The sequence below is a fragment of the Halospeciosus flavus genome (assembly GCF_029814175.1).
GTDB lineage: Archaea > Halobacteriota > Halobacteria > Halobacteriales > Halobacteriaceae > Halospeciosus > Halospeciosus flavus.
Genome location: NZ_CP122312.1, coordinates 1 through 12,880 on the forward strand (window position 1 = coordinate 1; position 12,880 = coordinate 12,880).

Below are 12,880 nucleotides of genomic sequence, written 5' to 3' on the forward strand. Positions count from 1 at the left end.
GGGCGGGTCACTGCTTCATCGCCCCCATGGTCAGCCCGCTCACGAGGTAGTTCTTCACGATCATGCCGAAGAGGACCATCGGGAGGAGGATGACGACGCCGATGGCCATCACCTGCCCCCACAGGGTCCCGGTCTGGGTCACGAGCTGGGCGGCCGCGACCGGGATCGTCTGGGTCTCGCTGTTCGTGAAGATCAGCGCGAACAGGAAGTCGTTCCACGCGAAGACGATGGAGATGATCGCCGTCGCGCCCATCCCCGGGAGGACGAGCGGGAGTGCGACCTTGTAGAACGCCTGCCACCGCGTCGCGCCGTCTATCTGTGCGGCCTCTTCGAGTTCCTCGGGAATCTCGTCGAAGAACGACCGCATCAGCCAGATGGCGAACGGGAGGTTGAACGTGGTGTACGCGATGATCAGCCCGAGGTAGGTGTTCAACAACCCGAGGAAGTTGTAGATGAAGAACAGGGGGACGATGACGACCGCGATCGGCGCCATTCGCGTCGAGATGATCCAGAACGCGAGGTGCTTCTTGCCGGACATCTCGATGCGCGAGTCCGTACCCCCGAGTGTCCCGAGTGACACCGCGATGACGGCGCTCGACACCGAGACGATCGCGCTGTTCATGAGGTACTTCGTCAGCGGATTCGCGCCGAACAGCAACTCCTGGTAGTAGCGGAGTGTCGGGTCGAAGATGAGGTCCGGCGGCATCGTGAACATGCTCGTCCGGATCTTCAGCGACGAGATGAGCATCCAGACGATGGGGACGAGCGTCCACAGTGCGAACAGCACGAGGATCGCGTAGGGTGCGATCTGCTGTATCCTGTCCTGGAACGACGTCTGGTGGGCGGCTGCGTTACTCATTGTCGCCAGCACCTCCCATGATCGTCTCGACGAAGAACATTCCGAGGAGGACGGTCACGACGAGCATCCCGACGCCGAGTGCGGACCCGTAGCCGAGATTGTAGAAGCGAAGCGACTGTTCGTAGACGAAGAAGCCGATGATCTTCGTCGCGTTCGCCGGGCCGCCGCCGGTCGTGATGAAGATTTTCGTGAAGTACCGCATCAGGTCCATCGACCGGAGCAACAGCGCGATGGCCAGCGCCGGCTTGAGCATCGGCAGCGTGATGTGCCAGAACTCTTGGAGTACGTTGGCGCCGTCGACGCGTGCGGCCTCGTACAGCTTGTGCGGGGATGGACTTCAAACCGGCGAGGACGATGAGGACCACCAGCGGCGTCCACTCCCACGTGTCCATCACGATGACTGCGGCCATCGCACCGACACTGTCGCCGAGAATTGGCTCGTTGACGAAGAGCCCGAGCTGATTCAACATCCAAGAGTACAGCCCGAAACTCGGGTTCAGGAGGAACTGCCAGAGGAGTCCGACGACGACCGGCGCGATCATCATCGGCATGATGATGACGCTCGTCAGGACGTTCTCGCCGCGGGAGACCCGGTCAAGCATCGTCGCGATGAGCGTTCCGAGCGTAATCTGGAGGGTGAGCGACCCACCGACGTAGACGACGGTGGCGTACCAAGAGTGCGCGACCGTCCCGTTGAACATCTGCCGGTAGTTCTGGAGTCCGATGAACGTCGGATTGTGGCCCGGCAGGAAGTTGATCTCCATGACCGACATCCAGAGGATGACGGCGAGGGGCGATACTGAGGATTCCCAGGACGAGGAGTGACGGAATCAGGAGCAGTGTCTCGAAGGACACCGGGACCGATTCCAGATACCCCGAACTGGTGTCGGGTTCTTTCCCGACGTGTATCTCTTCGTGATCGTGTTGCAGTGACATGGTTGTCGTGACGGGTCGGAATCGAGGTGCCGAAAGCGTGGGGGTTACTGCAGGGTCTGTTTCCTTTGCTATCGATGGACTGCATCGCTGCTTTCGGCGACTTCTTGTCGTTGATCATCTTCGAGACCTCCGTGTAGAGGATCTTGTCGAGTTCCGGCCACTGCGGGATGTGCGGACGGAGACCGACGTTGCTGTCCTTCCACGCCTCCCGGACGGGGGAACGACGTTCGGGTACTGGCTCTCCTCCGAGGACGCCTGGGCGGCCTGCTTGACCTCCTCCATGTTGTAGACCGAGTTCCGCGTCGGCGTCCCGCCGGTCTTCTTCAGGATACAAGGCTGAATCTCGGGCGACGTTGCCCAGGTGATGAACTTCCAGGCGGCTTTCTTCTCGGCGTCACTCGCGAACTTGTTGATGCCGATACCGGACCCGCCGTAGATGTTGGCGCTCCGCTTGTCCCCCTGCGGGAGCAGCGACCAGGAGACCTTGTCGGCGACCTGGCTCTGGTCCGGGTTCGTGAACATCGCGTTGAACTCGTGCCACTCGGGGCACATCGCGATCTTCCCCTGTGCGAAGGCCTGACCGACACCCGACCACGTCCAGGTCGTCGAGGGTGGGCGATGTCGATGAGGTTCTTGTAGAACTCCGCGGCCCCGACGCCGGTCTCCGCGAAGGTCGGCGTGATCTTGTCCGATTTGGGGACCTCGTCGCCGGGCTTCCCGTTGTACCCAGTGAAGTCCTCGGCGCCGTGGGCCCAGAACACGTTGTGGAAGTCACACTGTAGCGAGTCGTGTTGCTTCGCCTGGTGACCGGTCCCGTAGGGGACTTCGTCGACGTTCTCGTTCATCCACTTCGCCATCTCGAAGTACTCCTGCCACGTCCGCTCCGGACCTGGCTCGAACGGGAACCCGAGGTCCTTCTCGGCCTGCTCTTTGTACTTGTTGATGATGTCGTCGCGGTACACCCACATCATCGTCGGACAGTCGTAGGGGAACGCACGGAGGCGGCCGTCACCGTACCGACCACACGCGTCCAGATGACTGTCGATGAAGTCGTTGACGCCCTTCGGGACGTCTGCCCAGTCGTCGGAGTTGATGAACGGGTCGAGCGACTGGATGTAGGGGTAGTACTTCGCGCCGACGACGTACGGGTCGACGTAGAACGCCTGATAGTTCCCCGACTTGCTCGTCAGGTCGGACGCGATTTTCTCCGAGTAGTTGTTGAACGGGACCAGGGTCATGTTGACCGTGATTCCCGTCTGCTTCTGGAACTCGTCGACGATTCCCTTGATCGCGACCGACGGCGGCGTCGACTCGGAGATGAAGTTGATCTCCGAGGCTGGTTCGACGTCCTTCGGCGGCGTCGTGGTCTCGCCACCGCCGCCGCCACTGGAACAGCCCGCGATGCTCGCGACTCCGGCCGCGCCCGTCGCAGCCAGGAACCCGCGTCGTTTGGTAGTCGGCCCGTCGTTCGACGTATGCCCGTTGTCGTCTCCCATGGTATTTCGGCCCACTCAGGAATAATCATGTGTGTTAATAAATCTTCCTTACGATTGTTGATAGTACTGTCACGGAGTGAGCGGCCGGTTTCGGCGAACCGTCGAGCAGTCCGGTGATTCGGTCTCACGACCGTCTCCGCGTCGGTTCGACCGTGCCGCCGACGGCCGACCGACACGCTTTTGTCGTGATGTTTGTTCGCACCAACCATGCAGACTGCAGTGTTGACCGACGTCGAGGAGTTCGAAGTCCGGGAGCGAGCGCGGCCGGAACCGGCCGCCGAGGAGGTGCTCGTCGCCATCCGCGACGTCGGAATCTGTGGCTCCGACGTCCACTACTACGAACACGGTCGCATCGGCGACTACGTCGTGGAAGGTCCGCTGGTGCTCGGCCACGAGAGCGCCGGCGAGGTCGTCGCGACCGGCGAGGACGTCGACTCGGTGTCGGTCGGCGCGCGCGTCACACTGGAACCGGGCATCCCGTGTCGACAGTGCGCGCACTGCAAGCGCGGGGAGTACCACCTCTGCGAGGAAGTCGAATTCATGGCGACGCCGCCGCACGACGGGGCGTTCGCCGAGTACGTCGCGTGGCCGGCCGACTTCGTCTACGAACTCCCCGAGTCCGTCTCGACGCGCGAGGGCGCACTGTGCGAACCGCTCAGCGTCGGCATCCACGCTTGCCGTCGCGGCGACGTCGACGTCGGTGACACCGTCTTCGTCACGGGTGCCGGTCCCATCGGTCTACTCGTGATGGAGGCCGCACGCGCGATGGGCGCGACGGACGTCCTCGTGACCGACGTCGTCGAGTCGAAACTCGACCGTGCCGAGGCACGCGGGGCCGACCTGACCATCGACGTCACGCAGACCGACCTCGCGACCGCCGTCGACGAGTACACCGACGGCGTCGGTGCGGACGTCGTCGTCGAGGCGTCGGGCGCGAAACCCTCGATCAAATCGACGCTCGACGGCGTCCGGCGCGGTGGCACCGTCGTCCTCGTCGGCCTCGCGGACGAGGCCGAGGTCCCCATCGACGTCCTCGACGTCATCGACAACGAACTCGACGTCCACGGGTCGTTCCGGTACGCGAACACCTACGACGCGGCGGTCGACCTCCTCGCGGACGGCACCGTCGACGTCGAGGGAATCGTCGACTTCGAGAGTTCGCTCGACGACATCGACGCCGCCTTCCGCCGGTCGATGGAACCCGACACGGTCAAGGGCGTGATCACGATGGAGGACTGAGATCGTCGAATCCACTATTTCTGGACTCGGTGTTGGGAAATTATCCGAGTGTCGCCCCGAAACGCCTCCGTCGTGGCTGAGTCGTTCCACCGATAGTGGAATTCGAAATGTGGAAGGGGACCGACCGTTTTCGGGAGAGACATGAGCAACCGTGGGCAGGGTGTCCGCACGACGCACACCGTCTTCAGCGTCGTCGAGGCACTCGACCAGGAGGGTGGCGCCACGGCGACGGCGGTCGCCGACAGCCTCGACATCTCGAAGAGTAACGCCTACGACCACCTCTCGACGCTCCAGGAACTCGACTACGTCGTCAAGGACGGCGACCGCTACCAGCTAGGGCTGAAGTTCCTGAAACACGGCGTCCGGGCCAAGCAGAAACTCGACTTCGCCGACCACCTCGAGTCCGCGCTCGAAGCGCTCGCGGAGGAGACCGGCGAGATGGCCTGGTTCGTCGTCGAAGAGCACGGACAGGCCGTCTACGTCGAGAAGGCACTCGGGGAGGACGCCATCCAACCGTACGGCCGCGTCGGCAAGCGCGTCGACCTCCACGACATCGCGGCCGGCAAGGCCATCCTCTCGGAACTCCCGCGGCGGCGCGTCCACGAAATCGTCGACGAACACGGACTCACGCGCCACACCGAACACACGATCACCAGTCTCGACCGTCTCTTCGAGGAGTTAGACACGGTTCGAGAACAGGGATACGCCACGAACGAGAACGAGACGTTCGAGGGATTTCGCGCCGTCGCGAGTCCGGTGTCGCCGGAAGGGGACTTACAGGGCGCCGTCGTCATCTCTGGTCCACAAACACGCTTCGAGGGGGAGCGATTCCAGTCGGAACTCCCGGCTATCGTGTCACGCGTCGCGAACGAATTGGAGCTCGAAATCCTCTCACAGAACAACCGATAGAGCCTTTCTCCTTGCCGAATCTTTTAGTTACAGGCCGAGAGTGTCACGTTCGATGTCAGACGTTACCTACCTGAAAGAGGCAGAGGATGCCTCACTCGAGATCGACCAGGAAGTGACCGAGGCGGTCCGGGAGATCCTCGACGACGTTCGCGAGAACGGCGACGACGCGCTCCACCGTCTCACCCAGAAGTTCGACGACATCGAACGCGAAGAGATCCAGGTCTCCGAAGAAGAGATCGAACAGGCTCACGAGGCGCTGACGGAGGACGAACGCGCGGCCATCGACAACACGATCGAGAACGTCCGCGAGTTCCACGAGGAGCAGCTCCAGCACGTCGAGGGCTTCGAGAAGGAGTTCGAGGAGGGCGTCAACCTCGGCCAGCGCGTCGTCCCGGTCGAGTCCGCCGGCGCCTACGTTCCCGGCGGCCGCCACCCGCTCGTCGCAGCGCCGGCGATGTCCATCGTTCCCGCGAAGGTCGCGGGCGTCGAGGAGGTCGTCGCGTGTGCGCCGCCCCAGGAGAACGGAACGATCCAGCCGGCCCAACTCTACGCGATGGACCAGGCCGGGGCCGACCGTATCTACTGCGTCGGCGGCGCACAGGCCATCGGTTCGATGGCCTACGGGACGGAGTCCGTGACCGGCGTCGACAAGATCGTCGGGCCGGGCAACATCTTCACCGTCGAGGCGAAGCGGCAGGTGTTCGGCCACGTCGGTATCGACTTCCTCGCCGGTCCCTCGGAGGTCCTCGTCCTCGCCGACGAGACGGCCGACCCCGAACTCGTCGCGACCGACCTGCTCGCGCAGGCCGAACACGACCCGATGGCACGACCCATCCTCGTCACGACGAGTCGGGACGTCGCCGAGGAGACCCAGGAAGAACTCGAAGCGCAGTTCGGTCGGCTCCGGACCGAGGATACCGCCCGGGAGTCCTGGGACAACAACGGCGAGGTCGTCGTCGCGGACGACGTCGACACGGCCGTCGATGTGGCCAACGACTACGCCATCGAGCACCTCCAGGTCATGACGGAGAACCCGCGCGACCTGATGGACGACCTCTACAACTACGGGTCGATGTTCCTCGGCGACCACTCGCCGGTCGTCTTCGGCGACAAGGCCGTCGGGACCAACCACTCGCTCCCGACGCTCGAAGTCGCCCGCTACAGCGGCGGCATCACGGTCGGGACGTACCTCAAGACGCTCACTCACCAGCAACTCACCGCGGAGGGTGCCGCGACGATCGCCCCGTGGGCGGCGAAGATCTGCGAACTCGAAGGCACGCACGCCCACCAACTCTCCGCAGAGGCCCGTCTCCCCGACGACGAGAGCGAACTCTCCGAGGAAGCCCAGCGGATCAAGCCCAGCGACTGATTCCCCACAGGTCTACGACTCTACTCATTTCCCCAACGATGAACGTACTCGAAGTACTTGCCGTGGTCGTCCTCGGTTACTTCGTCTTCGTCGCGGTGTGGCTGACGAAGATCGAGGACTACCTCGCCGAAGCGGAGGAGAATCGCGCGGAGACACGTAGTCCGAACCGGGGTGAGCCACGTGGCGAGTAGTTCCGTCACGACCCTAGCCTGGGGGTTCCTCCTCGGCTACCTCGTGTTGATGATCGGACTCGGCTACAAGGGGTACCGGCAGACCGACTCCCAGGACGACTACGCGACGGCCCGCGGCGGGTTCGGCTTCCTCATGCTCTCGCTCGCGTACGCCGCCACGGTCGCCAGTGGGTCGACGTTCATGGGTATGCCCGGTATGGCCTACGGGATGGGGTTCAAGGTCGGCTACTACGCCATCCTCTACCCCGTCGGCGCCTACATCGGAATGATGATCGTCGCGCGTATCACGAAGAAGGTCGGTGACCGCTTCGGTTCGCAGTCGGTCCCGGACTTCCTCGGCGACCGCTACCAGAGCCCCGTCCTGCGGGTGCTCGCGGCGCTCGTCGCCCTGTTCCTCCTGTTCTACGTGATGTCGCAGATCACGGCCGCAGGGTGGCTCTTCGACACGATCCTCGGCGTCAACTACGACGTCGGTATCTGGCTCGCCGGTGGCCTCCTGCTCGTCTACCTCACTGCCGGTGGGACCTACGCGGACATCCTGACAGACGGCGTCCAGGGCGCCATCATGATCGCCATCACCGCCCTCGTCGCGTTCATGTTCGTCACCGGCTGGGGCATCGAGGGCGGCCCCGTCGCCGTCAACGCGGCGCTCCCGAGTCAGATGCAGTGGGACGTCCACACCAGCGACCAGAACGCGACGTTCGCGAGCGGGTGGGCGATCTTCTTGCTCCTCGTCGCGCACATCGGGTTCACCGCCCTGCCCCACCTCGGGAACAAGTTCTTCGCGATCAAGAGCACCCAGTACATGAAGAAGTTCATGCTGGCGTCCGCCGTCATCGGGATCTCGCTCCCGCTGATGTTCCTCGGCGGCATCGTCGGCCGTGCGATGGGCATCCAGGTACAGAACCCCGACGCCATCCTCCCCGTCCTCTTCATGCAGACGCTCCCGCCGGTCGTCGCGGCGTTCCTCAGCGTCGCGATCCTCAGCGCGATCGTCTCGACGGCGGACGGACTCATCATCGCCATCTCCCAGATCTTCGCGAACGACCTCTACCGGAAGACGTACGTCCCGATGAAAGACGAGCAACCGGACCAGTCGCGCATCGACCAGCGCGCGCTCTGGATCTCGCGGATCTCGACGGTGGTCGTGACCGTCGCCGCGATCCTCGCCGTCAGGACGCCACCGGAGTACCTCGCCGTCCTCCTCTGGGTCGGCATCGGCGGCATCATCGCCTCCTACGGTGGGCCGTACCTCGTCGGGACGCTCCGCGAGGAGACGTCGAAGACCGCCGCCATCACGGCGTTCGTCGCGGGCTTCCTGACGTTCTTCGTCCTCCACCTCGGCCCACGGTTCGGTCTCTACGAGGGCTGGTTCCCCTACAACCAGAACCCCTTCGCCGCGTCCGGTATCGGGTTCATGATCTCCTGTGCGCTGACGTACGTCGTCAGCAAGTTCACGGAACCGCTCCCCGAGGAACACCTGAACAAGGTGTTCTCGACGCGGCGCTCCGAGGAATCGACGGGTTCAGACGCACACGGCACCTCCGGAGACTGAACCCGTGACCGAAATCCGGACCATCGAGGCACGCCTCGACCGCGAAGCGGCCGTCGACCGGACGGCGACGACGTCGATGTGGCGGTACGCGTGGCGACAGCTCCAGTCGTGGTTCGGAAACGGTCCCGAACCGGAGCGGGTCCAGCGGTTGTACTACCCGAACTACATCGCGTACACGACCGTGACGATTCCGCGCCGGTTCGCTGGCGACCGCGTCGAGAAGTTCCTCGGCGGCGTCGACGGGATGACCGCCCGCTCGGGGGCCATCGACGTCGACCTCCCCGAGCGCGAACGCCATCGAGTCGACGACGAGTCGGTGCTCGAACCGGACGTCGACGACGACCGGGTGTACGACGAGTGGCGCGACTGGGTGTTCGAGTACGTCAACCGGAAGTTCCGCCCCCTCTCGAAACCGGAGTTCGACCTCGACGACGTCGAGTTGGTGTACACGCCCTACTGGGTCGTCGAGTTCGAGGACTCCACGTACGCGGTGAACGGTCTCACGAAGGCAGCCGACCCGATTCGGACGAACCAGCCGATCGACGAACAGTACCGACGGATCCGCTGACGCGGTCGGTTCGGGACTGTGTCTCCGTTCCGACCCCGTGAGGGGATTTCTCGCGCTCAGACGTGCTCTTCGACGAGCGACTGGAGTTGGTCGCGGACGGTCGCGACGTCCGTGCTCTCTATCGTCGTGCTCGTCTTCCGTTCGTCCGTCTCGGCTAACTCCGAGAGCAGTCCGCCGCGGCGGTCGACCTCGACGAACAGCGTGAGCGCGTCGGCGTCCGGACGGGCGACGAGTTCGACCTCGTCGAGGTCGTCGACGAACTGACCGGACTGCGGGCGGAACTCGAACTCCTGGACGAACGGCCGGCCGGTCGTGTAGCGGCCGTGGGGGTCGTACTCGCAGTCGGCCGTCCGGAACGAGAAGCCCAGTTCGTCCATCGCGTCGAAGACGGCCTGGAGACGCGGCGTCGGTTGGACGTCGAGGTAGTCGGTGTCTTCTGGGTCGACGGCACGTTCGATGTCGAGTTCGGTCTCGATCCAGACGCGCGTGTTGCCGATGGTGACCGGCGTCTCGTAAGGAACGTCGATGTCGACCGTCCGAGTCTCCTCGGCGTCGGGTTCGATGGTCAGCGACTCGGTGAGCGTGAAGCGGTCGATGTCGACTTCCGTGTAGCCGTCGTCGGTCTTGGCCCGCGTCTCCAGTTCGAAGCGGATCGCGCCGACGTCCTGTTCGGCGTTGCCGCCGGTGATCTGTACTTCGGCCTCGACGGTTTCGCCGGGCGTGACGGTCGTGGAGGGCAGGACGGTATCGACGGTCGCGTTGCCGATACCGATACTCGCGAGGATCTTTTTCATGGTGTCCACTCGACACCTCTCCAGGCGCCGAGTTGAATCTTTGCCCTGAATCTCACTACGTTTCACCCCGACTCCGCCCGAGCCACTGTGAGCCTCCCCGCTCAGGACTGGCCGGGCTTCTTCGAGTGCTCCCGGACCGACGTCGCGGGCTCCTTCCTGTTCTGGCCTCCGAGGAACGGGACGGTGTCACGGACGTCGATGGAGTCACTCCCGAGGACGACGAACCCGGTGAGGATCGTCAGGAAGCCCGCGATGGCGAGCGTCGAAATCGTCTCACCGAGGAGCGCCCAGCCACCGAGGCTCGCGACGACCGGGACGACGTAGAACGCGAGGTTCGCCCGAATCGCCCCGGTCTCGTCGATGAGTCCGAAGTAGGCGACGTAGGCGACGGCACCGGCGAAGAGGCCGACGTACGCGAGGGCGAGGAGGGCTTCCGACGTCCAGACGACGTTCGCGGCCGACTCGCCGCGCCACCAACTCAGGCCGTGCGTGAGAACCGCTGCGATGGGGAGTGCCCAGGCGGTCCGAGCGGTGCTCGACAGACTACTGTCGGCCCGCCGAACGAGGACGCTCCCGAGCGCGCCACTCACCGCACCGGCGAACAGGATGGACTTGCCGACGAGACCGCCGGTGAGGTTCCCGGGTCGGGATTCACGACGAGGACGACGCCGAGGAGTGCGAGCGCCATCCCGCTGGCCTCCCGCGAGGAGAGGCGCTCGTCGGCGAGCAGGAGTCCGGCGAACACCGGAGTCAGGATCGGGTTGAGGCTGAACATGATCGACCCGACCGCGCTGGTCGTGTACTGCTGGCCGACGAACAGTAACGCGTTCGTCAGTCCGATGGCGAAGACGCCGGTCGCGAGGATACTGGCGACGTCTCCGGCCGTCCGCGGGAGGAGTTGTCGCCGTGGGACCGCGTAGGCCGCGTAGAGCGCGATGGCGACGGTCGCGACGTCGTAGCGGAGTGCGACGAACAGGAGCGGCGGGAAGTAATCGAGGCCCGCCTTCGTCGCGACGAACGTCCCTCCGAAGAGGAGACTCGTCGCCACGAAGAGCGCAATCGTGCGACGGCCGACCATCTTACCGAGTCACCTCGTCGCGTCCGTGGCGGTCGAGTGCGACCGCCGTCTCGAGAGTGAGAGTCATCTTACTCTCCACTAGGCGTGTCGGCCATATAGTTCCGTTCAAGAAATTTTTCGCGGTAAGAAAAATGCTGACCCCGGTAAAATCCGGGACGGCACTGGGTGATTGCACCCCGTGAAAAATTTTCGACGGACGAAAACCGTTTTCCCGCGTCGGCTACCAGCACCGGTATGGAAGCGGAACTGGAAGAGATCGAGTTTCTCGCGCTCTCGCCCAACCGGGTCGAGGTGCTCAGACTCCTCGCGGCGGAGCCACGGACACGTCGCGAACTCGCGGCGGCGACCGACGCCTCGCAGGCGACGATCGGGCGCATCCTCCAGGACTTCGAGGAGCGTTCCTGGATCGAACGGACGAACGGTGAGTACGTCGCGACCCCGACCGGAACGTTGGTCGCTGACGGGTTCACGGACCTCCTCGACATCTTCGAGGTCGAGTCGAAACTCCGCGATGTCGTGGAGTACCTGCCGGCCGACGCCCTGGACTTCGACCTCCGGCACCTCGCGGACGCGACCATCACGACGCCGAGTCAGACCCGGCCGAACGCTCCAGTACAGCGCGTCCTCGACCTCCTGCGCGACGCCGAGGAGGTCCGCGTGTTCTCGCACGCGTTCAACGAGCACTCCTTCTCGAAGCCCTCGACGTGCTGGAGCTGCTCCTCGTGGAACTCGCGGACGTTCTCGATCGTGTTGTCGATGGCCGCGCGTTCGTCCTCCGTCAGCGCCTCGTGAGCCTGTTCGATCTCTTCTTCGGAGACCTGGATCTCTTCGCGTTCGATGTCGTCGAACTTCTGGGTGAGACGGTGGAGCGCGTCGTCGCCGTTCTCGCGAACGTCGTCGAGGATCTCCCGGACCGCCTCGGTCACTTCCTGGTCGATCTCGAGTGAGGCATCCTCTGCCTCTTTCAGGTAGGTAACGTCTGACATCGAACGTGACACTCTCGGCCTGTAACTAAAAGATTCGGCAAGGAGAAAGGCTCTATCGGTTGTTCTGTGAGAGGATTTCGAGCTCCAATTCGTTCGCGACGCGTGACACGATAGCCGGGAGTTCCGACTGGAATCGCTCCCCCTCGAAGCGTGTTTGTGGACCAGAGATGACGACGGCGCCCTGTAAGTCCCCTTCCGGCGACACCGGACTCGCGACGGCGCGAAATCCCTCGAACGTCTCGTTCTCGTTCGTGGCGTATCCCTGTTCTCGAACCGTGTCTAACTCCTCGAAGAGACGGTCGAGACTGGTGATCGTGTGTTCGGTGTGGCGCGTGAGTCCGTGTTCGTCGACGATTTCGTGGACGCGCCGCCGCGGGAGTTCCGAGAGGATGGCCTTGCCGGCCGCGATGTCGTGGAGGTCGACGCGCTTGCCGACGCGGCCGTACGGTTGGATGGCGTCCTCCCCGAGTGCCTTCTCGACGTAGACGGCCTGTCCGTGCTCTTCGACGACGAACCAGGCCATCTCGCCGGTCTCCTCCGCGAGCGCTTCGAGCGCGGACTCGAGGTGGTCGGCGAAGTCGAGTTTCTGCTTGGCCCGGACGCCGTGTTTCAGGAACTTCAGCCCAGCTGGTAGCGGTCGCCGTCCTTGACGACGTAGTCGAGTTCCTGGAGCGTCGAGAGGTGGTCGTAGGCGTTACTCTTCGAGATGTCGAGGCTGTCGGCGACCGCCGTCGCCGTGGCGCCACCCTCCTGGTCGAGTGCCTCGACGACGCTGAAGACGGTGTGCGTCGTGCGGACACCCTGCCCACGGTTGCTCATGTCTCTCCCGAAAACGGTCGGTCCCCTTCCACATTTCGAATTCCACTATCGGTGGAACGACTCAGCCACGACGGAGGCGTT

The 12,880-nt window shown here is 64.0% G+C and carries 12 protein-coding genes and 3 pseudogenes; 7 read left to right on the plus strand and 8 right to left on the minus strand.

From position 1 onward, the window contains the following. Positions 1 to 7: 7 nt before the first annotated feature. From P0Y33_RS00005 to P0Y33_RS00015, 3 genes and pseudogenes are all read right to left on the minus strand, one after another. On the minus strand, positions 8 to 859 hold the full coding sequence (locus P0Y33_RS00005) for a carbohydrate ABC transporter permease (RefSeq protein ID WP_279528535.1): 852 nt from the start codon (positions 857 to 859) through the stop codon (positions 8 to 10). Next, positions 852 to 1,178, minus strand: a complete 327-nt coding sequence (locus P0Y33_RS00010; RefSeq protein WP_279530134.1) for a carbohydrate ABC transporter permease — start codon at positions 1,176 to 1,178, stop codon at positions 852 to 854. The genes P0Y33_RS00005 and P0Y33_RS00010 overlap by 8 nt, the downstream gene beginning before the upstream one ends. 932 nt (positions 1,179 to 2,110) lie before the next feature. Beyond that, positions 2,111 to 3,291: pseudogene (locus P0Y33_RS00015) on the minus strand (extracellular solute-binding protein); the annotation flags it as partial. 207 nt (positions 3,292 to 3,498) lie between these two features. Between P0Y33_RS00015 and P0Y33_RS00020 the strand changes: the two are divergent. The 6 genes from P0Y33_RS00020 (at position 3,499) to P0Y33_RS00045 (ending at position 9,122) form a co-directional block, all read left to right on the plus strand. Beyond that, positions 3,499 to 4,530, plus strand: coding sequence for an NAD(P)-dependent alcohol dehydrogenase (locus P0Y33_RS00020; protein ID WP_279528537.1), 1,032 nt, complete (start codon positions 3,499 to 3,501; stop codon positions 4,528 to 4,530). Positions 4,531 to 4,671: 141 nt separating this feature from the next. Beyond that, positions 4,672 to 5,439, plus strand: a complete 768-nt coding sequence (locus P0Y33_RS00025) for an IclR family transcriptional regulator (protein WP_279528538.1) — start codon at positions 4,672 to 4,674, stop codon at positions 5,437 to 5,439. A gap of 52 nt (positions 5,440 to 5,491) precedes the next feature. Continuing rightward, complete coding sequence (hisD, locus tag P0Y33_RS00030) at positions 5,492 to 6,808, plus strand: histidinol dehydrogenase (protein ID WP_279528539.1); 1,317 nt, start codon at positions 5,492 to 5,494, stop codon at positions 6,806 to 6,808. Between the two features lie 38 nt (positions 6,809 to 6,846). Continuing rightward, positions 6,847 to 6,999, plus strand: coding sequence for a hypothetical protein (locus P0Y33_RS00035; RefSeq protein ID WP_279528540.1), 153 nt, complete (start codon positions 6,847 to 6,849; stop codon positions 6,997 to 6,999). After that, a complete protein-coding gene (locus P0Y33_RS00040) occupies positions 6,989 to 8,554 on the plus strand; it encodes a sodium:solute symporter family protein (protein WP_279528541.1) in 1,566 nt (521 codons plus the stop codon). Before P0Y33_RS00035 ends, P0Y33_RS00040 begins: the two co-directional genes overlap by 11 nt. Positions 8,555 to 8,558: 4 nt before the next feature. Continuing rightward, positions 8,559 to 9,122, plus strand: coding sequence for a hypothetical protein (locus tag P0Y33_RS00045; RefSeq protein WP_279528542.1), 564 nt, complete (start codon positions 8,559 to 8,561; stop codon positions 9,120 to 9,122). Between the two features lie 56 nt (positions 9,123 to 9,178). On the opposite strand, the gene P0Y33_RS00050 is transcribed toward P0Y33_RS00045, so the two are convergent. Together P0Y33_RS00050 and P0Y33_RS00055 are read right to left on the minus strand one after the other, a co-directional pair. Further along, a complete protein-coding gene (locus P0Y33_RS00050) occupies positions 9,179 to 9,916 on the minus strand; it encodes a sporulation protein (protein WP_279528543.1) in 738 nt (245 codons plus the stop codon). Between the two features lie 101 nt (positions 9,917 to 10,017). Beyond that, positions 10,018 to 10,994 (minus strand): annotated as a pseudogene (locus P0Y33_RS00055) (DMT family transporter). A gap of 234 nt (positions 10,995 to 11,228) precedes the next feature. Between P0Y33_RS00055 and P0Y33_RS00060 the strand changes: the two are divergent. Then, positions 11,229 to 11,681, plus strand: a pseudogene (locus tag P0Y33_RS00060) (helix-turn-helix transcriptional regulator); the annotation flags it as partial. On the opposite strand, the gene P0Y33_RS19055 reads toward P0Y33_RS00060, so the two are convergent. Genes P0Y33_RS19055 through P0Y33_RS00075 form a run of 3 tightly spaced genes read right to left on the minus strand, consistent with a single transcriptional unit; the run spans position 11,585 to position 12,799 of the window. Next, positions 11,585 to 11,980 carry a histidinol dehydrogenase gene (locus P0Y33_RS19055; protein ID WP_382216262.1) on the minus strand — a complete coding sequence of 132 codons (396 nt, stop codon included), beginning with the start codon at positions 11,978 to 11,980 and terminating at the stop codon, positions 11,585 to 11,587. The pseudogene P0Y33_RS00060 and the gene P0Y33_RS19055 sit on opposite strands and share 97 nt — an antisense overlap. A gap of 52 nt (positions 11,981 to 12,032) precedes the next feature. Continuing rightward, the gene (locus P0Y33_RS00070; RefSeq protein ID WP_456071252.1) at positions 12,033 to 12,602 is read right to left on the minus strand and encodes an IclR family transcriptional regulator; all 570 of its coding nucleotides are present in this window, start codon (positions 12,600 to 12,602) and stop codon (positions 12,033 to 12,035) included. Beyond that, the gene (locus tag P0Y33_RS00075) at positions 12,599 to 12,799 is read right to left on the minus strand and encodes a helix-turn-helix domain-containing protein (protein ID WP_279528546.1); all 201 of its coding nucleotides are present in this window, start codon (positions 12,797 to 12,799) and stop codon (positions 12,599 to 12,601) included. The genes P0Y33_RS00070 and P0Y33_RS00075 overlap by 4 nt, the downstream gene beginning before the upstream one ends. Between the last annotated feature and the right edge of the window lie 81 nt (positions 12,800 to 12,880).